The 25,299-nt window shown below is 37.2% G+C and carries 20 protein-coding genes and 1 tRNA gene; 4 read left to right on the top strand and 17 right to left on the bottom strand.

Features of this window, described 5'->3' with window-relative positions; translation table 11 throughout:
- Positions 1 to 193 precede the first annotated feature (193 nt).
- The 17 genes from KZZ04_RS18045 to KZZ04_RS17965 all read right to left on the bottom strand — a co-directional run bounded on the left by KZZ04_RS18045 (position 194) and on the right by KZZ04_RS17965 (position 18,804).
- Positions 194 to 2,128 (bottom strand): nucleoside-diphosphate sugar epimerase/dehydratase, encoded by a 1,935-nt coding sequence (locus KZZ04_RS18045; RefSeq protein ID WP_219423603.1) that lies wholly within the window; start codon positions 2,126 to 2,128, stop codon positions 194 to 196.
- Between the two features lie 162 nt (positions 2,129 to 2,290).
- Positions 2,291 to 2,839, bottom strand: coding sequence for a sugar transferase (locus tag KZZ04_RS18040; protein ID WP_058550642.1), 549 nt, complete (start codon positions 2,837 to 2,839; stop codon positions 2,291 to 2,293).
- The gene (locus tag KZZ04_RS18035) at positions 2,839 to 3,726 is read right to left on the bottom strand and encodes an NAD(P)-dependent oxidoreductase (protein WP_219423601.1); all 888 of its coding nucleotides are present in this window, start codon (positions 3,724 to 3,726) and stop codon (positions 2,839 to 2,841) included. Before KZZ04_RS18035 ends, KZZ04_RS18040 begins: the two co-directional genes overlap by 1 nt.
- Before the next feature lie 8 nt (positions 3,727 to 3,734).
- Positions 3,735 to 4,739 carry an acyltransferase gene (locus tag KZZ04_RS18030; RefSeq protein WP_219423599.1) on the bottom strand — a complete coding sequence of 335 codons (1,005 nt, stop codon included), beginning with the start codon at positions 4,737 to 4,739 and terminating at the stop codon, positions 3,735 to 3,737.
- Between the two features lie 7 nt (positions 4,740 to 4,746).
- Positions 4,747 to 5,853, bottom strand: a complete 1,107-nt coding sequence (locus KZZ04_RS18025) for a glycosyltransferase (protein WP_219423597.1) — start codon at positions 5,851 to 5,853, stop codon at positions 4,747 to 4,749.
- The gene (locus KZZ04_RS18020; RefSeq protein WP_219423595.1) at positions 5,840 to 7,180 is read right to left on the bottom strand and encodes a hypothetical protein; all 1,341 of its coding nucleotides are present in this window, start codon (positions 7,178 to 7,180) and stop codon (positions 5,840 to 5,842) included. The genes KZZ04_RS18025 and KZZ04_RS18020 overlap by 14 nt, the downstream gene beginning before the upstream one ends.
- Complete coding sequence (locus tag KZZ04_RS18015) at positions 7,173 to 7,760, bottom strand: acyltransferase (RefSeq protein WP_219423593.1); 588 nt, start codon at positions 7,758 to 7,760, stop codon at positions 7,173 to 7,175. The genes KZZ04_RS18020 and KZZ04_RS18015 overlap by 8 nt, the downstream gene beginning before the upstream one ends.
- Entirely contained in the window at positions 7,757 to 8,995 is a 1,239-nt protein-coding gene (locus KZZ04_RS18010) for a hypothetical protein (RefSeq protein WP_219423592.1), read from the bottom strand. Before KZZ04_RS18010 ends, KZZ04_RS18015 begins: the two co-directional genes overlap by 4 nt.
- Positions 8,989 to 9,966 carry a hypothetical protein gene (locus KZZ04_RS18005; protein ID WP_219423590.1) on the bottom strand — a complete coding sequence of 326 codons (978 nt, stop codon included), beginning with the start codon at positions 9,964 to 9,966 and terminating at the stop codon, positions 8,989 to 8,991. The genes KZZ04_RS18010 and KZZ04_RS18005 overlap by 7 nt, the downstream gene beginning before the upstream one ends.
- Positions 9,947 to 10,780, bottom strand: a complete 834-nt coding sequence (locus tag KZZ04_RS18000) for an NAD(P)-dependent oxidoreductase (protein WP_219423588.1) — start codon at positions 10,778 to 10,780, stop codon at positions 9,947 to 9,949. Before KZZ04_RS18000 ends, KZZ04_RS18005 begins: the two co-directional genes overlap by 20 nt.
- The gene (gene rfbB, locus KZZ04_RS17995) at positions 10,777 to 11,841 is read right to left on the bottom strand and encodes a dTDP-glucose 4,6-dehydratase (protein ID WP_219423586.1); all 1,065 of its coding nucleotides are present in this window, start codon (positions 11,839 to 11,841) and stop codon (positions 10,777 to 10,779) included. Before rfbB ends, KZZ04_RS18000 begins: the two co-directional genes overlap by 4 nt.
- A gap of 11 nt (positions 11,842 to 11,852) precedes the next feature.
- Positions 11,853 to 12,398: a dTDP-4-dehydrorhamnose 3,5-epimerase gene (gene rfbC / locus KZZ04_RS17990; protein WP_219423584.1), complete on the bottom strand. Its 546-nt coding sequence runs from the start codon at positions 12,396 to 12,398 to the stop codon at positions 11,853 to 11,855.
- Positions 12,395 to 13,276 carry a glucose-1-phosphate thymidylyltransferase RfbA gene (gene rfbA / locus KZZ04_RS17985; RefSeq protein ID WP_219423582.1) on the bottom strand — a complete coding sequence of 294 codons (882 nt, stop codon included), beginning with the start codon at positions 13,274 to 13,276 and terminating at the stop codon, positions 12,395 to 12,397. The genes rfbC and rfbA overlap by 4 nt, the downstream gene beginning before the upstream one ends.
- 86 nt (positions 13,277 to 13,362) lie before the next feature.
- A complete protein-coding gene (locus KZZ04_RS17980) occupies positions 13,363 to 14,325 on the bottom strand; it encodes a Wzz/FepE/Etk N-terminal domain-containing protein (protein ID WP_219423580.1) in 963 nt (320 codons plus the stop codon).
- Positions 14,326 to 14,383: 58 nt separating this feature from the next.
- A complete protein-coding gene (locus KZZ04_RS17975; RefSeq protein WP_219423578.1) occupies positions 14,384 to 17,053 on the bottom strand; it encodes an SLBB domain-containing protein in 2,670 nt (889 codons plus the stop codon).
- A gap of 122 nt (positions 17,054 to 17,175) precedes the next feature.
- Positions 17,176 to 17,958: a YdiY family protein gene (locus KZZ04_RS17970; RefSeq protein ID WP_219423577.1), complete on the bottom strand. Its 783-nt coding sequence runs from the start codon at positions 17,956 to 17,958 to the stop codon at positions 17,176 to 17,178.
- A 27-nt stretch (positions 17,959 to 17,985) separates the two neighbouring features.
- Positions 17,986 to 18,804 carry a mechanosensitive ion channel family protein gene (locus tag KZZ04_RS17965; RefSeq protein WP_138740305.1) on the bottom strand — a complete coding sequence of 273 codons (819 nt, stop codon included), beginning with the start codon at positions 18,802 to 18,804 and terminating at the stop codon, positions 17,986 to 17,988.
- Between the two features lie 274 nt (positions 18,805 to 19,078).
- Here KZZ04_RS17965 and KZZ04_RS17960 point away from each other — a divergent pair.
- The 4 genes from KZZ04_RS17960 to KZZ04_RS17945 form a co-directional block, all read left to right on the top strand.
- A tRNA-His gene (locus KZZ04_RS17960) sits at positions 19,079 to 19,154 on the top strand.
- Between the two features lie 241 nt (positions 19,155 to 19,395).
- Positions 19,396 to 20,721: a hypothetical protein gene (locus KZZ04_RS17955; RefSeq protein WP_219423575.1), complete on the top strand. Its 1,326-nt coding sequence runs from the start codon at positions 19,396 to 19,398 to the stop codon at positions 20,719 to 20,721.
- A gap of 12 nt (positions 20,722 to 20,733) precedes the next feature.
- Positions 20,734 to 21,846 carry a FecR domain-containing protein gene (locus tag KZZ04_RS17950; RefSeq protein ID WP_219423574.1) on the top strand — a complete coding sequence of 371 codons (1,113 nt, stop codon included), beginning with the start codon at positions 20,734 to 20,736 and terminating at the stop codon, positions 21,844 to 21,846.
- A 40-nt stretch (positions 21,847 to 21,886) separates the two neighbouring features.
- Positions 21,887 to 25,299: Ig-like domain-containing protein (locus KZZ04_RS17945; protein WP_219423572.1), on the top strand; the 3,413-nt coding region annotated here is incomplete at its 3' end.

Raw genomic sequence — 25,299 nt, 5'->3', positions numbered from 1 at the left:
CCTTTGTAGGCGTGAAGCTTGCTTACGCGAATTATTAAATGTAAAAGCTATACTTTTAACGCGCCAGCAAGCAAGGCGCCTACATGGTGTTAAACCTTAGTATTAGCGGTTTTGGGTACCTTTGTAGGCATAAGCTTACTCACGCGGATGGTTAAGATTTAAAACACCAACAATCGTTTGTTATAAAAGCGACTCAAGAACTGCTTATATTAGGCAAAACGGTTACATTTGATTGGCTAGTTTGTTTTTCTTTCCAATTAAGGTCGCAAATACCATCAGTAGGTGAAAAAGCTGTGGGCGCTTGTAAAAGTAACTTACGAATTTGAAGATGGTCAGACTCGTCACATGCAATTTTTAGGTTAGCTAAAAAGGTATCTAATTCAGCCCATGGCATTTTTATTTCGTGAGCACTGAGTATTCTGGGGTGATCTGTTCCTGTGACGTTATCGCCAATCAACAGCTCTTCGTATAATTTTTCACCAGGGCGCAAGCCAGTACATTTAATTTCTATATCGCCATTAGGTCGTTTTTCATGTTTAACTTCTAATCCAGACAAGTGCACCATTTTTGTTGCAAGGTCTTTAATTTTTACAGGCTCTCCCATATCAAGCACAAAAACGTCACCACCTAATCCCATAGCCCCCGCTTGTATAACAAGTTGAGCGGCCTCTGGTATGGTCATAAAATATCGCGTTATGTCTTGATGGGTTAGTGTTATTGGACCACCTGCTTTTATTTGTTTTCTGAACAGTGGTACAACAGAGCCTGAAGAACCCAATACATTACCAAATCTAACCATGGTAAAACGTGTTGTATTTTGCACTTCCGAAAGGCCTTGCAGCACAAGTTCGGCCATACGCTTAGTTGTACCCATTATATTTGTTGGGCGAACAGCCTTATCAGTAGACACTAAAACAAATGTTTCTACATTGGTAAAAATGGCTGCGGTTGCCACGTTATAGGTTCCGTAAACATTGTTGCGAACACCTTCAACTACGTTATGTTCTACCAGTGGAACATGTTTATAAGCTGCAGCGTGGTAAACAGTTTGAATACTAAAAGTTGAAAATGTAGATTCAACTAATTTTTTATTTTGTATAGATCCGAGTATTGGTAAAACTTCAATATTTAGATTATTTGCAGAGCAATATTCTGAAAGTTCTTTTTCTATAGCGTATAAAGCAAACTCTGAAAGCTCAAACAACACAATTTTTGTTGGGTTATTTTTTATTATTTGCCTACATAGCTCTGAGCCTATTGAACCACCGGCACCAGTAACCATAACTGCTTTGTTGCTAATGTTTGATGACATTAAATCTTGTCTTGGTTTAACTGACTCTCTTCCAAGTAAGTCATCAATTTCTACATCCTTAATTGCATCAACGCTTGTAGTTCCCGACACTATATCGGCCATTCCTGGTATGGTCATGACTTGTAACTTGTACTTTTCAATCGAGTTAAGGACCTCTTTTCTACGACTTCGGGAGGTACTAGGCAGAGCGAGTAAAATTTTGTTAACAGATTTTTGCTCGGCAACTTCAGCTATCTGTGTAGGTGAATACACGCAAGCACCTTGTATTAATGATAAGTGTTTTTTAGGGTCATCATCTATAAACGCAACAGGTGAGTACTCTGGTCCGCTAGCCAGTGCTATAGCTAATTGACGGCCTGCAGAGCCTGCTCCATATATAATTACACCTTCTTTGCGACGCATAGTGATTTGCCCGACAATAGCCCGCGCTGTTAACCTTGACCCACCTACAAATAAAATACAAAAACTAGCATATATAAACGGCACAGTGCGCGGAACAGGGGCACTTAAAAAAAAGGATAATACAGTTAAAAATACAGTAGAAAGCACAACACCAGCAACGATAGCCCATACCGCTTGCGTATTCATGTAGCGCAGAACAGCTCGGTAAAGACCTAGTTTGACAAAGCTCAATAAGCTCAACGGAAGTAATATTGCCAAAAGCCCCCATGTGTGTGTATTTTTTAAAACAACGGTGCTGTCTAGCCTAAGTAAAAAAGCAAGCCAAAAAGCAACAATAATAAAAATGCTATCTATAACAAGTGATACCACTCTTTTCTGTGGGCGAGGTAAGTTAACTAAAAATTTTAAAAACACAATACATTTCCCTGAAGTCAGCAATCATATTGCTATTCTATTGATTACAATTTTACTACAAGATGAACAACCATTGCACTTAATAGTTAAAGACTATATATAAAAGATAATATAGTCTTTATGTATTTGGTTATTTTTTGTAAATTTGTGTATGTAATTTGGTTATTTTACTCTATCGCCACTGCCACTCCCTGTTACTGTTTGCAGTATGTATGTAAAGTAATTTTTAAGATTTAGCGTGGTTATCATTTTTGCATCGGTTTCAGCTAACAGCTCTGGAGTAGACATATCTATTTCGCTTACTTGTGCTAAGCCAGTAATGCCAGGACGCACATTGTATATATTTTTAGCCTCACGTGCTTGAGTAAGCTCTTGCTGATTAAATAGTCCTGGGCGTGGCCCAACTAAGCTCATCTCACCTTTAAGTACATTCCAAAGCTGCGGTAGCTCATCTAATTTAGTTTTACGTAAAAAACCGCCAAAACGAGTGATAGATGCACTGCTTGCTAAATGGCTTGCAACCGATGCTGTATCTACTGTCATTGTTCTAAATTTAACTAAAGTAAACGGTTTTTTATTACGACCAACACGCTCTTGCATAAAAAGCGGCGAGCCAGTATCAAATAAGCCAATGATAAAAAGTATAATAAAAAATGGAAAAGCAAATACCAATCCAAATAATGCGAAAAGAAAATCTAAAATACGTAACATTAATATCTATCCAAATCTATTTCTGTTAAAAGTTTATCTGCTTTCGATGAGTCTACAACAAAGTTATCAAGCAAGACATTTTCACGTTCTTTTTGGCCTAGAACTCTTAACCCCAAACGAAGCAATATTTCAGGAAAGTAAAAGTGCTTAATATTTACTTTTTCTTTACCTGCAAGAAAATTCAATACTTGCTGGAGTGATAGAGCTTTTTCATCAGCTAATAGATAGATTTCACCATTAGCTCTGTCGCTCATTAAGCAAAACTTGATGAAACTAAGTAGTTTATCTACTGATAAGTATGAACGCTGGTTTTTTATTGCTTTGAAAGGAAAAGAGTGAACTTTAGAGACTAATCTAGCTAAGGTTCCTATATTCCCTGGTGCATCATAGCTTAAAATAAGTGTAGGGCGAATTATAATGTAATCAATACCTGAATCGGAACAAAAAGTTTTTACTAAATTTTCTGCGATGATCCTCGTTTGAAGTTGTGGTACCCCTTTAATCAACAAAGAGTTTTCATTAACATCTACGTCAGCACATTTACCATGGACATACGCCGTACTAAAGTAAATAAACTTTTTTATATTATTATTTTTACATGCTACTAATAAGTCTTTTAAGGCTCTAATATTTGTTTGCTCAAGCTCTTGAATAGTTGGTGTATGTTTATGGGCGAACGATGCTAAATGGACAACTTGAGAGCATCCATTAACCGCACTATCCCACTCTAAAAACTCAGATAAGTCACCTGTTACTACAGATTTCACTGCGGCTTGAGGAATAGTTTCGTCAGCTCTTTGTGTTATCGATATCGAAAAGTCTTTTGATAGATAATCAACAAGTTTTTTACCAATAAAGCCATTTCCACCCGTAATTAAGACTCCCATATTAACTCCTAAAAGAATCTATTCTTAAGTCTTAAACTTGGTGCTTCAACTAGTTTCCACGAAACTGTAGAGACAACAAAAATAGTCGTAAATAGTACAAAGTAAGATGAAACCGTATTAAACTCAAAACCGTTTGCTATAAATAACTGAATGATCGGGAAATGAAAGATATATACACCATATGAAATATCGCCCAACTTTTTAAATGAAAGTACATTAGGCAGTGCAATAAATACCAATGTAATGAAAACAGCAATTACAAATGGTTGTAAGTAATAAAAATTTAACCATATCAAAATAACTGATGTAATTAACAATGCTGAAAATTGTCTTTTTAAAATATCAAAGTATTTAAAGCAAAATATACCTGCAATAAAATACATCATTTGCCCTGGCAGCTGAGATGCCAGTGTTTCTGCCATTGGGATTGTATCTTTATGAAATAAGATAAAATCTTTATAAATAAATGACAATACATAGATTGCTAACATGTATAAACAACTATATTTGCGTTCTAAGAGCATGTAGAAGATAGGTACCATGCAATAAAACATAACTTCTATTTTTAAAGTCCATAATGAGCCATTAATAAAGGGCTCTGGATTCGTTGAAAATACACCATCAATAGTAGGTGCTAAGAAATTCAAAAAAAACCCATTTGCTACGAAGTATTTAATTTCAGATGCATAGCTTCCAACCGAACTCCCGTCTCCGACAAAGAGATATAAACAGCTAGAAAACAAAATTAGCAAAATGTAAGCAGGGTAAAGGCGAAGTAAACGCCCCCAAAAATAATTAATTACGGTTTTTTTTCTGTCGTAGCTCATATAAATCAGAAAGCCACTAACGATAAAGAATGTAGACACCGCATTACCAGATAGCCAATGTAATGACTCACTAACTGATTCCGTCAGTGGTGTTTTAGCTAAAAAAGCTAAATGCAAAAACACTACCGCCGTGGCCAGTACCAACCTTAAAAAGTCTAGATTATTACTTTTATATACATACTTCATTTATGTGCTACCTCAAAAGGGCCATGTAAGTTTCAAACCATAAAGCTGAATCAGGAAATAATTGCGCCCTAGTGTGTGAAGCTAAGCGAATATTGTTATACGTTTCAACATCAAATAGCTTACTAATCTGTTTTAAGCAGTCATGCACATCATCTTCTTTATAAATCACGCCAGCTTGATCTAAAACAGAATGAGCATAATCAAGGTCTGGGGCAATAACAGGCAGATCGTAAAACATAGCCTCTATTAGTGGATTACCAAAAGTTTCAGATTTTGAAGGGAAAATAGCCGCAAATGCAAAGTCTTGATAATACTGTTTAAGATCTGCCTGAGGTAACTCCCCTAAGTTATTGATCGGTAGATGTTGCTCTTTTATAGCAGCTATAAACTCTGCAGCTTCAGGTATTGATTCATCAACCGTAATATTAATAACGACAGGCAATGCCTTTTCTTTTATTGCTGTAGCAAGTTTCAATAAAAATGTATGATTTTTATGTGCATAAAAACGACTAACATAAAGTAATTCTTTTACTTTGGGCAACTTCTGCTTAGTTTGAAAGTCTACAATGCTTTCTCTTTTGAAGTTATCGCTAATTGGATTAAAAATAATTTCAGAATCAATTGCTACTTTTTCATTGAGCAACTTTTGCATATAGCTACTTTGAACAACAACTGTGTCTACGGCTTTAACTGTTTTACTAAAAAGGTGACGCTTAATTTTCTCAGCTATTTTTGCAACTCCACTCAAACTAACATATAAACGGTCATCGACGATGTATGGGTGATGAAGTAAGACTACTTTTTTATGATTACTTTTAATACCGAACAAAAAATTACCGAAAGCAAGAATTGCTTTCGGCTCATATTTTTTTACTAATGAATTCATCAGTGAAAAGTTGACTTTAAACACATTCAATAAGGCTTTAATACTGCCTGGTACCACATCAACAACTACAAATTTGCAATTTTCTGTCTCTGAATATATTAGAAACTCAGGCAAGTTTGGAACAATAAATACGAACTTCTCACCACTTTGAAGTGCATTGCGAATAAAATTATTAGCAATGTTTTTGGGGCCTGCAGCAATCTGATTTGAAAAGTTAACGAGATACATTCTTCTTGCCCTCAAATAAGTAAATAAACAAAGTGAATAACATTAATAAAACGAAGATGGTTAATGTGTTAAAAATAAAAGCGTTTGAAATACCAAACCCTGTCAACATCATGAAGGCATAAAAAGAAACCCATAAAGGTGCAAACTTTGAGCTGATCATTACCTGATAGAAATATTTTAAAATCATACCTGTCAAAATTGCATACAAAATAACTCCAACAGGCCCAAAATGTACATAACCTGCAGTTACACGGCTTAGAGGCCAACCTACAGGGATCATGTACTTAAATGGTGAGTTAATTGCAACATTATTTCCTTGAGCGAAATTATAGATATAAACACCTTCATCTAGTGGTGGTTTAGCCTCATAAAATGAGCTTGGAATAAACCCAGTAAAGAAGTCCATAAACGTACTACCAAACCAAAGCTTATTAATAGAGTCAAAATATGGAAAGATGAATAGCGAGATATCAATATCACTGAATCGCTTAAACAACTCGCCCATATATGGCAGGGCGTCAGGTATTAATGAGCCTGGATCTGACATATAGTAATCTAATGCTCCATCAACCCTTAAAATAGGTGCAAGAGAAGCAAAGAATACTAAAAAGAATAATAAGAGTAGGTTTTTAACAGAAAAAACATTTACGTTTTTAATTTTATAATTCCACATTAGAATTAAGAAAACTAAAAGTAGTAGTGGATTTTTTCTTTCGCCATAAGACGCCAGCATGGCAAAGAAAAACACTGATATAAAAAATAGAAAAAGATAATTTTTAAGCTTAATTCTTTTCAATGACAAGTAAGTTATGTAGTAGCCTATAGACAGCATCGCAGATATAAAAAAAATATTCCTATACATTGCAGTACCTTGAACTACCAAGGTTTTATTATCCATATTACTTATCAGAAAGAAGAAACCGCCTACTTTATGAAGGAACAAAGCAAACATTATTATCGTGAGGGCAATAAAGAAATAGCTCGCATATTTAAATTTTACAACCTTCATATCTACGCCAACACTAGATACGCCAAAAAGTTTACCTTTAGGCTCAAAGAAAGCCATGGTAAAAATGCAAACTATTGCAAATATTAGCTTGTACAGAACATGCTGAAAAAAAGCAAAGCTAAAGTCATCTAAGTAATAGATAACTTTTGGGTGAAGTTCTTGCTGATTATGAGCGATAAAATATAGATATGGCACCTCAGCCATAGAAAACAAAATAAAAAAAGGAATAACATGAAAAAAATCTTTCTTCCCCTTTTTTAAATAAAGAAGTAACAGTAATAGAACAATAAAATAAAAGGTTATAAATGCATCAATCATTGTACTGTTTTATTCTTTTTGCAGGTACACCACCAAATATGCATTGTTTTTCTATAATAGACTTAGATACAACCGCAGCACTCGCAATGATGGTTTTTTCAGCGATACTTTCAGCAGTTTCTAATAAAATTGCACGTGTGCCTAACCAACAATTTGCTGCAATTTCCTTTTTTATACTAACAGGCTTGCTTTTAGGGTCGTAGCCATGGCTATGGCTGTAAATGACGACACCTTCTGATAACAAGGTATTATTTCCAATAGTTAATCCACCTGTGTGATCTATATGGCAATCTCGGCATATATGTACTTTATCTTCTATAATACATTCACCTGTGTTGTTCTCTGATACAAGCAATGTTCCTTTTCCAATAAATACCCCATCACCTATCCTTACAAGCTTAGGTGACTCAATTCTAGCACCAAATTCGATACGCACATTTTTACCTACTTTTTTACATACAGCCTTATAAAATAAAGTATTTAAGATATCGAAAAGAACTTTTATAAAGCGCAAAGGAATTCGTACACAGAAAAGTAGTAAGCCGCTATCTTGATAAAGTTTCGTAATACGATCAATCATTTGATAAGCCTATATTTAAAAATATATAAATAAACAAAACATGAGGTTAGATAATATACACTGAATGATATTGCTAAACTCTCTGCACTTGCAGTTACTGTTAAAATATATGCGCCCATGACTATCGCAGAAGTTAAGGCAACATAAAAAAGTTGATATGTTTTATTCATAACAACCATTACTCTATTGAATGCTAAAGCAACAGAGTAAAATAAACAGATTAAAGTTACTTCTAAAAATAAATCCGTGGTGTATTTATCACCATATAAAAGTAAAAAATAATCATAAAGGAAATAGCCAACACCAACGAATAGTAAGCATGATAACGACATATACTGCATAGCATAGCTGAGAAGTTGCTTTACATTGCCTCCTAACTCATGGAGCTTTGTCAAATTTCGTAAAACAATATTACAGATGATATTTAAAAGAATTGAACAAATCATAAATATCTGAAATGAAACATCGAACTCAGCGAGTGCTACAAAGCCATTCTCACTATTAGCTGTTATATACCTTACAAACCAAAAGATAAAAGCATTAATTGCAGAACCAACAATTACTGGCTTTACCGTATTGAATACTCCTTTAGTTTTCTGAAAAAGCACATTGTATTCAATATTTTTTAAAGTATGTGTGTGATTACTCAATATATTAAACGCTTTCACTGTTAAGTCAGTAAACTGATAAATAAGCATATAAAATAAGGCTATTTCTACAGTAATATCTTCATATGTATAGAAAATAACAGCGGCTGATAAAACAATGCTAATTACTGTTGAGAAGAAAATTACTTTATAAATGCCTTTCCCTATGTGCACAGAAATCAAATAACCATTTAACAGAGTCAGTGAAATCAATATTACTACTGTCAAAACTATTTGGAGCGTCAAAAAGTCAAAAGAAGATAAACTACCTATAAATGAACTGCTTCCCCATAATAACAAGCATGAGGTTGAGATGGTCAATGCAGTAAGTGCATAGAATACGCCATATGCAAGCACTGCGACTTTACTAGAGTTCTCTTTAGCGCTTTCTTTAACAGCGAAAGGGTTAACCGCTGAGCTAAATGTAGTCTCAAATAAGTTTATTGTGCTTCGCAAAAACGCAAAAGTTCCATAAGTATCTTTTGATGTGTAACGAGCAATTAAAATATTAAGAATTAATATAAAACCTTTCGCTATTAAAGTACTAAGCATTAATAGAAAGGCACTAGAAAAGAGTTTTTTCAGCATTGGATTAAACGCTCAACCCAGTTTTCTATGGCGTAACTTTGATAAACTTCATTACTAACTGGCACATATGGATAAGTTAAAAATTCGGCTAGTTCTTGCTCTTTTTGCTGGCCAATTACAAAAATATTTTCAGTTTTATAAAAAGGTTCTTCCATAACTAGTTTATTATTAGTAATTAGCTTTTTGTTTATTCCTAAGGTCTCAATGGTTCTCATTGTTAAGCCTGTTTGATCGGGATGACCATAATCAATAATAACCTCAGAATCGCACATTACATCAGAAACATCTTGAACACTGAGCTTATCAAAAGAAACCTCTTCGATTGGTATCTTTCGAAATATTTTGTTAATAACTTGAAGAACTTTAAAAACAGGTTTGCTAGGGTAATAAAAAAATGTGAAAGCAGGTTTATTAAGATTCTTTTCAACTAAAGAAGCCATCCCTGATACATCACTAAAGCGATTAGAGTGCAATGTTCCAACAAAAGCTGCCGAATATTTATTATCTGCGACTCTACTTACCTTTCTGCTGTATTCTCTGCTATAAAAAAGAGGTAAGTACTCAAGGTTTTCAATATTCTGGCAATCAATCCTATCGAATGACTTTGTAGCATCAAAATACTTAAACTTTCCTTGAGCGCCTTTTACATTAGACAGTGAATCCCAGGAGTAATACACGAATTTAGCTTTGCTAAAGCCTTGCTTCATTTTATCAAGTAAACACTCTGAAAGGCCTTCACCTTTAATGACAATAATTAATTCATAGTCACCTTGCCAGTTAATTTCATTTATGAAATGTTTTTCTGTTAACTTGCTTGTAAAGCTTGGCATTAACCTTGATTTTACTCGATCAAAATTACTCTTTACATAAATGTGGTTAATCCAGTCAACTAAATGGCCTTTTGACTCCAACACATTTATAATTTTTTTGTAATAGCCAAAAGTATCTGGACTAAAGAGTAAAACTTTCATATTTGTTGTAAAATTCCGTAAATGAATTAATCATTGACTCTAGATCGTCTTCGATTTTGGCAGGATTAAAATCAACCACACTTTGTAGTTTGCTAATATCAACTTCAGAAAAGGCTTCATTAACGTTACTTTCAAACCAATTTACTTTACAGCCTGTTTTATCAGTTATTACTTTTGCAATTGTATCCGCTCTAGTATTTCTTCCTGAGGCAATATTGAAGATATCATTGCTTTGTATATCAGCTTTAGCTAACTTGTAAATGGCATCAGCCACATCAACCACTGAAACATAATCTTTTTGATAATCCTCGCAAATATACATGTTAACTTCTTTATTAGCGATCGAGTCTCTAACAATTGAAGGTAAAAATAGAGGGCTATTTACTGCCAAACCGTATACGTTACTAGGCCGCACAACAATTGCTTTATCTACTGAGTTTAAAACTAGGTTTTCAGCTGTAAGCTTTGTTAAGTTAAATAGCGCTCTGTTATCTTTTGCGCAAACTGTCAGATCAGCACTTTCATAACTTGCTTGCTGATTCATGTAGACACGCGTAGATGAAATGTAAATAAACCTATCAAATTGGCTACCTTCTAGCATTTTTACTAGGTAACTGACGTTTGAATCGAATACTTTCATTGGATTATTAGCGCAGTCGCCATGCCCTGCAGCATAAATCACTGTGCCCAATGGCTTATTGAAAACACCTTTATCTAGCTTTTCAGGTACATATACTTGCTCACCAGCTTCGCTAAACTGTTTTACAATTTCACTACCAATGAACCCTTTACCACCAATAACTGTATACATCATGCGCTGCCAAGCCTCTCACGTTGATAATTACCTGACTGAACATTTTCACACCATTGTGAGTTTTCTAAATACCATTTAATTGTTTTTAGAATGCCTGACTCAAAAGTTTCAAGTGGTTCCCATCCTAGCTCTTTGTTTACTTTTGAAGCGTCGATTGCATACCTTAAATCATGGCCGGGCCTGTCCTGTACAAATGTAATTAACTCTTTAAAATTATCTAAACCATCAGGCTTTTCTGTAATTAGCTCATTCAGATGGTTACAAATTGTTGTAACTACTTCGATATTTTGTTTTTCATTGAAGCCACCGATATTGTATGTTTCGCCAAGCTTGCCTTCAGATACAACTTTATAAAGTGCTCGTGCATGGTCTTCAACAAATAACCAATCCCTTACTTGCTTACCATCGCCATATATTGGAAGCTTCTTGCCCTCTAAAGCATTAAGAATAATTAACGGGATCAATTTTTCAGGAAAGTGATATGGGCCGTAGTTATTTGAGCAATTTGTTAGCACTACTGGCAGTTGAAAAGTTCTGTTCCATGCTCGAACAAGATGATCCGATGCCGCCTTAGATGCAGAATAAGGTGAACTAGGCTCATAAGGCGTTTCTTCAGTGAAAAGACCTGTTTCCCCTAAGTCGCCGTATACCTCGTCTGTTGAAATGTGGTGAAAGCGAAATACTGCTTTCTTTTCATCTTTTTGAGAATCGTAGTAAGTTCTAGCAGCTTCTAGTAGTTCATAGGTTCCAACAACATTTGTCTGAATAAATTCACCTGGTCCATCAATAGAACGATCCACATGGCTTTCCGCAGCCAAATGCATGATAAAGTCTGGTTGAAATTTGGCAAGCGTAGCGTTGACTATCTCACGATCACAAATATCGCCTTTCACAAAATGATATCTTTCATTTTGCTCTACACATGCTAATGACTCTAAGTTACCCGCATACGTAAGCTTATCGAAGTTAACTACCGTATGTTCGGTTTCATTTATTAAAAAGCGAACTAATGCAGAACCAATAAAACCAGCTCCGCCAGTTACAAAAATTGTTTTACTCATAAATTACTCGATTAGAAGGTAGGAGCATCTGCTAACATTAAGCCAGCTTTATCTTTAGGTGATAGTAATGGCTGCATACTATTTACTAGAGGCCATTGAATAGCAAGACTAGGATCATTCCAAAGGACGCTTTGTTCGAATTCAGGTGCGTAGTAATTTGTGCACTTATAAACAAATTCAGCAGATTCAGTTGTCACATAAAAACCGTGTGCAAAACCTTCTGGCACCCAAAGCTGTCTTTTATTATCACTGTTTAATAAAACACCTACATGAATTCCAAAAGTTGGGCTATTTTTACGTACATCAACGGCTACATCATAAACTTCACCAGCTATCACACGCACTAACTTACCTTGTGTTTGCTGCGTTTGATAATGCAGACCTCTTAAAATTCCTTGTCCTGATTTACTGTGATTATCTTGTACAAAAGTTACATCTGCAACATGCTCTCGAAACCAGTCTTCACGAAACGTTTCTAAAAAAAAGCCTCGTTCATCACCAAAAACTTTAGGCTCTAAGATTTTTACATCAGGAATAGCTGTGTCAATTATATTCATGAGAATACCCTTCTTGAAAGTAGGCTCAACAAATACTCACCGTAACCACTTTTGACTAATGGCGCAGCTAATTGCTGTAACTGTTGCTCATTGATGTACCCCATTCGAAAAGCGACTTCTTCTGGACAATTTACTTTTAATCCCTGTCTTTTTTCTATGGTTTCGATAAATTGTGCTGCTTGCAACAAGCTGTCATGAGTACCTGTGTCTAACCAAGCCGTTCCGCGTCCCATAATTTCAACATCTAAAGAGTTAGTGTTTAAATACTGTTCAATAACATCTGTTATTTCTAGCTCACCTCTGGGTGAAGCTTCAACATTCTTCGCGTACCCAACAACTTTGTTATCAAAGAAATATAAACCTGGAACAGCATAGTTTGACTTTGGCAATTCTGGCTTTTCTTCTATAGAAATCGCTTTACCACTATCATCAAACTCAACAACACCATATGAACATGGGTTTGCTACATGATAACCAAAAACAGTTGCTCCAGACTTTCTAGAAGCAGCTATTTGCAGTGACTTAACAAGGTCATGACCATAGAAAAGGTTATCACCTAAGATCAATGCGACATTGCTACTACCAATAAACTCTTCACCCAGCAAAAATGCCTGAGCTAAACCATCTGGTGATGGTTGAGCCTTGTACTCAATATTTATACCCCAATCCTTGCCATCACCTAGCAATTCTTTGAAGCGATCTAGTTCTACTGGTGTTGTTATGACTAGGATATCTTTAATGCCTGCATTCATTAAAGTAGCAATCGGATAATAAACCATCGGTTTGTCATAAACGGGCATAAGTTGTTTACTTACGACTTTCGTTAATGGGTAAAGGCGAGTCCCGCTACCACCCGCTAAAATAATACCTTTAGTCATATAGCTTCCATAATAGTAATTCCTGAACTTCAGGCTTAACTTAAAAAATGATGATATTGAGTGAACTGTAAAAAAGAGCTAAGTTATCAAACACTTTCTTGTTCTCTAAAATAATTTTTACTCAAGATAATTAGAATACCAATTAAAATGCCAAACAATGCCCCTACAATGCATATAAGCGCTCTTTTTGGGCTAACTCTTTCTTCGGGAACTAAAGCAGGATCAATTGTTTTGAAGACATACTCATCTCGAACTTCAGCAAACATAATTGTTTTAGCTTGCTCCTCAATAAGCTGAAATAATACTGTTTTAATATCTGAAACTTTCGTGGTTTCGATTTGTTGCTTTAAAAATTCAGTACTTTTAATTGCCTCAGCAACATCTCGCTCTTTCATTTCTTTATTAATATCTTCAACAAGCCACAGAACCCATTGTTGAGCAACGTAAGGCGAGATATGTTCAACAGAAATTGTAATCATGCCGGTATCTTTTGAGGAGTTTATATAAACGATCTCTTTAAATTCTTTGTAAGCCTCCTGCAGTGATGGCTTTGGCTTAAATGGAAATTCAACATCTCTGACCCAAGAGCTTGTTTTGGTATCATAGATATCATCATCATAGGCTATAGTATTCACTTCATATGACCAGCTCTCGGCAGCCATTAAATCTAGTAAAATGTTATGACGCTCAATGAACTCACTTGTAAATTTTCTAGATTTTAATACTTCAATTGCTAATGCTGACTTATCAGAAGAACCTGCACCTAAATCAATTCCAGCCATACTGGCTAGACCACCAAATTGACCTGCTAGTGCAGCTAACCCCCCATCACCTTTTCCATTTTCCGCAGGAAAAAGGAGTGCTTCAGCTTTATAAATATTAGGAAGACTAAGAGCTAAAGCAACAGATAACCCCGTAAAAATGACTGTTACCATTGCAATTATTAATTTGCCTTTCCAAATAGTTAAGAAAAAACCTTTAAGATCTACGCCTTCATCTTCAGCATACATACTTTGTTGAGTATTCTGTGAATCCACACTTTTTTCCATTAATAAGTTATCTCATTTATTTAGAGTTACTGAAATTGAATACTAGGTAACTATTAAATTACAAACTACCAATCGCAGCCACAGCTACACCTAATTGATAAAGAATCTGCGTTGCAGTGCTCCACAATGTTAGCTTATCCATATGTCCTGCATCCATTGGTACTACTATTGTATCACCTGGCTCTAACTGGTTTGCATTATTAGCCGCGAACCAGCCTCCTGTATTTGGGATTTCAACAGAGCCGTTGGCTTTAATAATGTAAATGCGGTCTTCTGCTGCTCGTTCTTTAAGGCCGCCGCTTAGGTCAATGTAATCATCTACACTTACACTGGCTTTATAAAGGTGCGATGTAGAGTAGTTAACCTCACCAATAATGCTTATAGAGTCACGTTTACTTGGTACGTATAACGTGTCGCCATTTTGAAGTACTAAGTTTTGTTGGTTATTTACTATTAAGGGTAAATCAATAACTAAACGCCCTACCGCTTCAACGCTGGCTAAATCGGTTAGTAGTTTATCCATCTCATCGTATGAAAGAGAGTTACCGCTTACTGAATTTTGGAAGCTTTTAGAAGCAATATCGCGGCGTAACTCGGTTGATAAGCGGGCTAGTTGTTGTTGCTCTTGCTCTTTTATAGAAACACGGGTAAATATTGCTGCATTTTGTTCTGCAAACTCAGAAAAACCGCCCGCACGCTTAAGTAAATCAGTAAGCGTTTCACCACGTCGAATGGTGTATGTACCCGGGAATTTCAGTTCGCCTTTTAGCTCTACTTTTACATTTTCTTGCCAGTTAGGAATCGAGAAAATGTTAATGCTGTCTTTACTACGAAGGCTAATATTGTTTTGTGATTCACCTTTTAGAGCACTTTCAAGATCAAATCGTACATGTTCTACCTGAGAGGCATCACCTAAAACAATGCGCGTAATTTCAGCTTGTTTAGTATAAGCCGATTCTAATAAGCCACCTGCTGCCGTTACTAGGTCGGCTACTTCGCCGCTTACGGTCAGCGGGTAAATACCTGGGTAAGTTACGTTACCGTTAATTTCAACTAGCTGCATAGCTTGCGCTATTGATGCTTGCTGTTTTAACTTTTCGATAATAGGAAGGAGTAAGTTATGTCGACTAAAAAAGGCATAGTCTTCAGCTTTTAACTCTTGCGCTTGTTCATTAGCTTTACGTTTTGAAATATCAGCAATTGTAAGCGCCTGCCCACTTTCAGTAATGGTTTTTTCTTCTTGATCTATACCAATGTATTTTTCAAACTCTTTTTGCTTAAACTTATGCCATTGCTCAGCTTTAAGTTGTTGCTCTTGTTGCTCTTGGCTTAGCGCCATGTTTTCAAGCGCTGTTTTTTCTATTTCTTTTTCTTCAAAGCGGCTGAATACGATGATTTTGTCATTCGCTTTAAGCGCTAGGTTATTGTCAGCGTTTTTAATAATCGCTTGCGCTACGTCAAATTGGTGCGCTTCTATATCACCATTAATGTTTGTTTCACGAATTAATAAGCCGTAGCTTAAATCTGCCTGCGGGAGTAAATCGCCGCGCACAGACTTAAGTACGTCTGAAATACGTTTACCTTGATACCACTGATAGCTGCCTGGGCGTGCAACTGCACCAATTAGGCTGATTGAATTTTCGTATTGTGAACTTACCGAATTAAAACGAATTCGGTCGCCATCTTTTGGAATATAGTTAATGTTACTTTTGCTAAAATCAACAGAGAGTATTTCTTTACGCTGATTATTAAAACGCTCAACAACCACGTTTTTAGCATAAGCCTCTGGCTTTAATCCACCGGCCATATTCAAAAGTTGTTTAGCCGATTCACCTTGTTTAAGCTCAAAAATAGCAGGGCGTTTTACCAACCCATCAACGGTTACTTGCGCACCAACCGAAGGTACAAATACAACATCCCCTGGTTTTAACACTATATCTTTACTGCTGTCGCCTTTGATGAGTAAATCGTATAAATCGAAATTACTAACCACTTTACCAGCACGCTTAACCTGAATATTACGAAGAGAAGCAATGTCAGATACCCCACCACTGACAAACAATGCATGCGATACGGTGGTTAAAGACGAAACACTGTAGCTACCTGGTTTGTAAGCCTCACCTAATACTAAAATACGCATGCTGCGTAACTGCCCGAGCGATACAAACGCTTTTACGCCTATAACTTCTTGCTCTACTTTTGCATTAATAAGCGCTTTCACTTCTGCAAACGTTAAACCTGCAACTTGAACTGGTGTTAAATCGGGAATGCTAATTCTGCCTTCACGGTCTACTGTAACATCAAAGCTCTCACTTTCTTTACCATAAAAGTTAATGTTTAACTGATCCCCAGGGCCCACTAAATAAGTATCAGGAACAGCCGCACTTTCGTTTGGCATAAAAGTGGTTGGTTCACCGGCAAACAGTGAATACCCGAATGGTTTTAATTCATCTTTTTTGGGATTGAAGCGCTCATCATCGCTAAGCTCTTCTTGTTGTGGCTCTGAACGTTCACCAATTGTTGGCTGCTCGGTTTGTGTTTGATTACTTGACTGGTTTGACCCTGTGATTGTAGAAAGGTCTACGCCATACTGCTTGGCTAATGCCTCTTGCTGTGATTTGGGTAGTTTTTTAAATTGTTCTAGCTGCGACGCGGTAGGCGTGAAAGCCATTGCGTTAATGCTAAATAAAAGAACAAAAGCACTTAATAATTGTGTAAAAACTTTCACGAGTAGGTATATCCCTAGGTCTACAACCAAAATTGGTGGCTATAATACATTAATCTGAGGCAAATAAAAAAGGGACTTTAGCCCCTTTTGTCATTTAAATGTCACTAATTTAGTGATTTTGGTTAAAAACTGTAAACTAGTGTGAATGACGTCTCTGTGTCTGTGCTTTCTTTGTCATCAGCAACGTCTGAGTTGTTGGTTACATTAAAAGCCACTTTCATTTGTAGAGAGCCATTAATTTTAGCAAGCAATGCAGTTTCTGAACGTGTTTTAGTGTTTGTATCACCGTATTCAACCGCCACTAACTGAGTAAAACGCGCATTGTCTGAGATTTGCCAGTTGTAGTCTAATTTACCAAGGGCAATCACTTCACCTTCAAACTCACCGGCAAGTGGATTACCATTTTCATCTATTTCAGTGCTGTCATCTGGGTATTCAAAATACTTGTAACCAGGACCAATCTCTGCGCTTAACCACATTGTTTTTTCATTTAACAAACGTAAGCCATAACCCGCTGAGATTACAGATTCGCTTCGGTATGCACCAAAGTAGTCTGAAACGTGTGAACCATAAATGAATAAATGAGAATGCTCTTCATTTAATTTATAGTTACCTTGGGCTGAAATTGAGTACTTTTCGTTTGTGCGTTGAGTAACTTTGTTACCGTTTGCATCGTCAACTTCATCTTCTTTGTAGATACCATCAAGCTTGTATTCGTTGTTCCAGCTTTCAAGATTGTGTTGTACTTTAATACCACCTTTAAGCGTTGTTGTTTCAGTGTTACCACTAGTAACAATAGCACCAAGCTCACTGGTAACTTCCCACGTTTTTTGATTTGCATCTTCAGCGAAAGCGTTAGTCGCAGCAGATGCTGCAACTAACACTGATAAAAGCTTTAATTTCATTAAAAATAACCTATTTAATACTAAAAATTAGTCTTGCTTGTGTAAATGAACATCCATTTGCGGAAATGGAATTGAAATATTTGCGTCGTCTAATGCAATTTTAATATTTTCCATTAATGAAAAATATGTAGGCCAGTAGTCAGCAGCATTAACCCAAGGACGCACTACAAAGTTAACACTTGAGTCGCCTAGCTCATTAACAGCTACTGTATAAGCAGGGTCTGTTAGTAAACGAGTCTCTGCATCAAGTACTGATTTTAATACTTCTTTTGCTTGGCGTAAATCAGCATCGTAACCAACACCAATAACTAAATCGATACGACGAGTTGATTCTCTTGAAAAGTTAGTAATAGCGCCCGACATAATTTGAGAGTTAGGAACAATGATTACTTTATTATCTGGTGTGCGAAGTTCAGTTGAAAAAATTTCGATTTTCTTAACCGTACCAGATTTGCCACCGGCTTCTACAAAATCACCCGATTTAAACGGGCGAAGTAAAATAATAAGCACGCCAGATGCAAAGTTAGACAATGAACCTTGCAGCGCTAAACCAACAGCTAAACCAGCCGCACCTAAAATTGCAATAAATGACGTTGTTTCAATACCAATTTGCGAAAGCGCCATTAGTACTGTTAATGCAAATACAAGAGTATACACAATGCTTGCTACGAAAGAGCCAACCGCTTTGTCTACCTGTTTTTTTGCAAACCCTTTTTCTGTTAAGTTAGAACAAAACTTAGAAACCCTACTACCTATTAAAAAGATAATAAGCGCAACAACTGCTTGAATACTATAGTGTAAAATTAAGCCTGAGTTATCATTAAGCCAATTAAGTACTGAATCCATGTTTACTCCAAATGTTTTTGATTAATGTTTTTCCGGTTAGCATTATACATTAATTTACAATTCGTTCTCATTTATTAATGAATTCATACTATATATATGGCGTATTGTTTATAGTTTTTAATCGCGAACAGCTTGAACAAGCATTCCTGAACTTTCGCTGTACGAGAGTGAGTTTTTAGATTTTATTTTTAAATTTAATTTTTTTTAATTTAAGGCTTCACAAGGTTTATTATTTTATGTATTATGCGCGCCACACCAAACAAGGTGTGTAGTGGCGGTTGTAGCTCAGTTGGTAGAGCCCCGGATTGTGATTCCGGTTGTCGCGGGTTCAAGCCCCGTCAATCGCCCCATTTTTCTCTTCTTATCTTTCTGTAAAATATATACTCAATCATTAAATACAATTCTTTTTTAGTCCAACTATATTCTCCCTGTACTGCGAGCCTTGTATTACTCCCCATTAATTACTATTTTTGTTTATAGCTAAATATCATTGAATTCATTGTGTATTTTTATTATAAAACGCTTATTTTCTGTTCAAAATCTATTTTTACTGTAAAATATATCTACACTTTTCAAGATATATAATTAAGCATGACTAAACCGATTTTAAAACTTTTCCTTTATAGCTGTTTAACCGCTCTTAGTTTTAGTTCTATTGCGCAAAATAGTAATAGCTACAGCCAGTTTTTGATCGATGTACAAAAGTTAGTCTCTGAAAAAAAATATCGCCAAGCCTACCAGCTAAGCCAAGAACAAAACCAGTATATAGGCGAACCCACTTATGATTTTTTGTTGGGCGTTTCGGCTTTAAAGTTAAATCATACTGCTGAGGCTATTTTTGCTTTTGAGCGCACTATTGAAAGTAACCCAAAGTGGTATGAAGCACGCTTGTTTTTAGCTCGCGCTTATATGGCGGTAAAAAACTTTCCTGCTGCACAAAAGCAAGCATTAATGCTTATCAACTCTTCAAGAGCGCCAAACACCATAAAAACCTCTGCACAGGCATTGTTAGATAGATCAAATTTACACAGTAAACGAGCCGGTGATTTTTACTCTCAAAATATTGAGTTTGCGTTGGGCGTTGATGGCAACGTTAATGCAGGCACCACAGAAAATACAATTATAATTCCTGAAATTGGTGAATTTTTGTTATCTCCTGAAAGTAAAAGCACAGATGATAGTTACGCTAAGCTTAATTACTCAGGTAAATATTCCTACCCTATTGATCAACAAAGCGCTGTTGTTATAAACGCTAACGCTGGGTGGTATAAATTCGCTGAACTGAGTCAGTATGACCGCGTTAATGCTCATTTAAGTGCTGCATATAATTATGATATTGGAAGTATTAATTGGCACGTTCAGGTTTCAACAACGCCTTTGATGCTTGATTCGGAGCTTTATAGAACAGAGTCGGCTATTACCTTGGGTGCTGATTTTGAGTTATCTGACAGTATTAGCCTTTTTGCAGCGCTCAGTGGGGGGGAGTTAAACAACCGATTTGACGACAAGCTCGATAATACATTTTATGCGATTAATACTGGAGTAAGTTATTCAACACAGCATTGGTTTAACCGCTTTAGTGTCAATGTTAAAAATGAAGATGCTGACTTAACTCAGGGAGAGTTTAATAGTCGCCAAAGCACCAGTGTGTACTACCAAGCCAACACTCAATTAGCCAAAAATTGGCAATTACTTTCACTTGCTGGTTACCAATGGATTAATTATCAGGAAGATCATCCTTTATTTTTGCAAAAGCGTGCCGATAACCTACTTATGCTCTCGGCTACTGTTCGCTACTTAGTAAATCGTGATTTTGCGTTGCAACTAACCACTAACTATCAGGATAAAAGCAGCAATATTGCTTTGTTCGAATACGACCGTTTAGACATTAATTTAAGCGCCTCTTACTCATTTTAATTTAAGGTATTTATGAAACACATACTTCCTATCATTAGCGCCTTACTTTGTGTAAATTTTTATGCGCAAGCAAGTGAGCCAGCGGGTAAAACAATTTTGGCCCGAGGCTCTGTATTAGCAACAAATGAGGCAGCCCAACAACGTCAATTGCAGCGTCGTGATACTGTTTTTGGTATAGACCGAATAACGACTGGCAACCAAAGTAAAGCGCAGTTTTCAATGTTAGATGGCGGTTTAATTTCTTTAAAAGAAAATTCAGAACTTAATATAGCCAATTACCAGTTTGATAAAAACACACAACAAGGGTCGGCATCTATCGAGTTACTTAAAGGCGGCCTGCGTTCTATATCTGGCGTTATTAAAAAAAATGGCGGTGCTTATGACGTTAAAACCCCTGTAGGGTCAATTGGTATTCGTGGCACGCACTTTGAAGTCCAGTTAGTGGGTAGTGATGTATATATAGCTGTGTGGGATGGGGCTATCGACCTAACACTTACAAATAATAATGTGCTGTCGCTGGGCGATAATGAAGCATTTTCGTTTGCACAAATAACAGGGACTGGTGATGTTTTTACAACAACGCGTGCCGCAGCTGTATTTGATCAAACCGTTGCAACTATTGAGCCTAATAGTGAAAGTGAAGAAACAGAGCAAACTCAAACAGCCTCAACAAACAACGCTATTTTAGAAGATGATAGCACAGCAGCTGCATACTCTGAGCAGCAATTTCAGGCTGTAGATAATGCATCTTTAGTTGACCAAATAGCTCAGCGCCAAGGTATTTTTAACTACAACGCTTCTGATTTTAGTGTGGCTTCAAGTGCAGGAGGCGTCACCGACTTTTCTATGACTATGGCCGTTGATTTTGACAATGGGACAGTGCCCGATGGCGAAATTAGCTTTAATGATGCCGGCGGTACTTGGTATGCGGCGTACAGTGGTTTAATAAATCTGAGTAAACTAGATTTAGCTATTACGTTTGCCTCATACGGAAACAATAAAGCACAAGGTGACATAGACGCGGTGTTTTTGAATGACCTAGATACCATTATTGGTAACTTTCAGCTTAATGAAATTAATAATCCAGATGTAAACGCGAGCGGCTCTTTTATATTAGAACCGTAAACACATTGGATAGGCCGCTTTTATTTTGGAGTATTAAATAATGACCGCAAAAAAACACCTTTTGCTTGGTTCAATGATGTTTGCATTAAGTGCTTGTGGAGGCTCAGATGAGCAACAACCTCAAGCGCAAGCGCCTACATCTACAGTTAACCCACCAGCAGTTGCAAGTTATGTAAATTTAGCGGGCGTTTTAGCCAGTAATAAAACAACACAAATACAGATTTTAGGTGAAAATACCGCGAGTCGCGGCGCTGTAGGCTCTGCACTAGCAAACTCGCAAGCTACTATTGGCTTTACTCAAACAGAAACAGTACAGGGTAATGTTTCTTTTTTACTTAACGCCCGCGATCCCGACGGTATTAGCGAAATAAACTTAGTATTACCCGGCGTTAATAAAAGCCTACCTATTTGTTCATCTAATTGTGGTATCGAATACGAGCGTTCTGTTATTGGCCTTAGCCCATCTATGTATGGTGTAAGTGCCGGAGATTTACGTTTAGAAATATGGATTACAGATACACTCCAAAACCAAGTACTTGCCGATGCAATTACATTTAGCTGGCAACCTCATCAAATTGAGGGAGTAACAGCTCAACGCGAAGATCAAGGTATTAACCTTACTTGGCAAGCCAACACTGAGCTAAACCGTTACAACGTATACATTGCCACCCAACCGGGTGTGTCGCCTTCTAATGTTGATGAACTTGAAAATGGCCAACAATTTTTAAGCATTTCGAACCCTTTTTTTACAATACCAAATACGATTACAAACAAAAGCTACCAAGCTCTTATAACAGGTGTAGATGGCAGTGGTGAAAGTGGGTTTTCTAACTTAATAAACATTGCTCCCGTAGGCGGAGAACTTGCTTTTGCCCCAACAGCTAACAACGATATATTTGAAATTGATGAAGATACTACCCTTCAAGGTAATATACTAACAAACGATGCGAATCCGTATAGCGGACAACTGCGTGCAAATACACAAGTATTAGTAGCCCCTTCGCATGGCACAGTAACTATGACCGAATCGGGTAACTTTACTTATCAGCCTGCGTTTAACTTTAATGGTGAAGACGCGTTTAGCTATCAAATTATTAACGAGCTAGGCAGAACCGACACCGCGGTTGTTGCAATAACAATTAAGCCAATTAATGATGCGCCTACTGCCCTAGACAATACCTATAATATTTCAAGTGATGGTACGTTAACTGTTTCAGCTCCCGGTTTGTTGGGTAACGATAGCGATGTTGATTTAGATGTACTAACGGTTGATGTAACGCCTGTTAGTGAGCCACTACGCGGACAGTTAACATTATTTGCTGACGGTAGCTTTGAATACCAAGGCGAGCAAAACATGCAAGGTGAAGATAGCTTTCAATACAAAGTTATTGATAACCAAGGCGGTGAAGCTACAGCAAGTGTATTTATTGTAAGCACCAATACTAACTCGGCCCCCGTTGCTAATAACGATAGCTATACCGTAAACGAAGATAATACGCTTGTTGTCTCTGCTGAAAATGGGGTACTTAGTAATGATATTGATCCTAACGGTGACACATTTACGGTAGACGACACCTTTATGGTTGCCCCTACTCACGGGCAACTTTTGCTTAGCATTGATGGCAGCTTTAGTTACATACCTGATGCTAACTTTAATGGGGTAGATCAGTTTCAATACGCAGCCATTGACTCTTTAGGTGCGAGTGCAACAGCGACTGTCACTATCATTGTAAATAGCCAGCCTGATAACCCGGTTGCACAAAACGATGCTTATCAGTTTGCCCGAAATAGTTTGTTTTCGGTATCAGCAGAAAGTGGCGTACTCGCTAACGACTTCAATATAGAAACTGGCGAACTTAATGTAAACACTTCCCCTGTTATTGCTCCTCAAAACGGCACGCTCACTTTGAATAGTGATGGTTCATTTACTTATCAACCTAATAGTGATTTTTCTGGTGTTGATAGCTTTTCTTATTCAATTTCAAACGAGCAAGGCCTTACCGCAACCGCTCAAGTAACCCTAAGTGAAAGTGGAAATAACACCTTCCCTGAGGCAAGCGATGATCAGTTCACCATAGCCGAAGATAGCAGCGCAAAACTGTTTAATGTATTAGCAAATGACACCGATGCTGACGGCGATACCATTACACTATTTAATGTAAATAGCACACTTGGCTCAGCAAGCATTGTTAATGGGCAAATTGAATATACCCCGCCTGCCAACTTTTCTGGCCAAACTGTTCTTACCTACAGTATTACTGATGGGTATGAAAATGGATCGCCTGGTGAAAAAGACAGTTCTGCCAGCGTTACAATTACTGTAACGCCTGTAAATGACACGCCAGTTGCAAATACTGACCTCATTACAATTAATGAAGATGCACTTACACTATTAGTAAACGTTTTAGCTAATGATTCAGATATTGATGGCGACAGCTTAATATTAAGCGAAGTCTCTGCCAATAGTGGCACAGCACTAATTGTTGATAATCAAATTCAATACACGCCTGCTGCCAATGCAAACGGTGCAGCAACGGTAACTTATTCAATAACAGATGCGCAAAATGCAAGTGCGACTTCAACACTAAGTATTACTATTTTACCAATCAACGATGCGCCAGTTGCGACTGCTGATACTGCTGATACTGCAACCATGGATGAGGACGCTGCACCCATTACTACTGATGTACTGGCAAACGATTCAGACGTGGATGGTGATAGCTTAGTAATAAATACTGCAAGTGCTGATATAGGCACGGCAACTATTGTAAACAACCAAGTTCAGTACACGCCAGCGGCTAATGCAAGCGGCGTGGCAACAGTGACTTACACTACAAGTGATAACAATGGTGGAACGGCTAGCAGTACATTAGCCATTACAGTTGCCCCAATCAACGATGCCCCCGTTGCCACTGCGGATACTGCAACCATGGATGAAGATGCAGCGCCTATTTCCATTGATGTACTGGCAAACGATTCAGACGTGGATGGCGACAGCTTAGTGATCAGTAATGTCACTGCCGATGTAGGCACGGCAACTATTATAAACAACCAAATTCAGTACACGCCTGCTGCTAATGCAAACGGCGTGGCAACAGTGACTTACACTGCAAGTGATAATAATGGTGGCACGGCTAGCAGCACATTAGCCATTACAGTTGCCCCGATAAACGACGCCCCCGCTGCTACCGCCGATACTGCAACCATGGATGAAGATGCAGCGCCTATTTCCATTGATGTACTGGCGAATGATTCAGACGTGGATGGCGACAGCTTAGTAATAAACACTGCGAGTGCTGATATAGGCACGGCAACTATTGTAAACAACCAAATTCAGTACACGCCTGCTGCCAATGCAAACGGCGTTGCAACGGTAACTTACACTGCAAGTGATAATAATGGTGGCACGGCTAGCAGCACATTAGCCATTACAGTTGCCCCGATAAACGACGC

The sequence above is a fragment of the Pseudoalteromonas sp. CR1 genome, from assembly GCF_019392235.1.
GTDB lineage: Bacteria > Pseudomonadota > Gammaproteobacteria > Enterobacterales > Alteromonadaceae > Pseudoalteromonas.
Note: the sequence above shows the minus strand (reverse complement) of the source record. Positions and strands in the feature narration are given on the sequence as shown.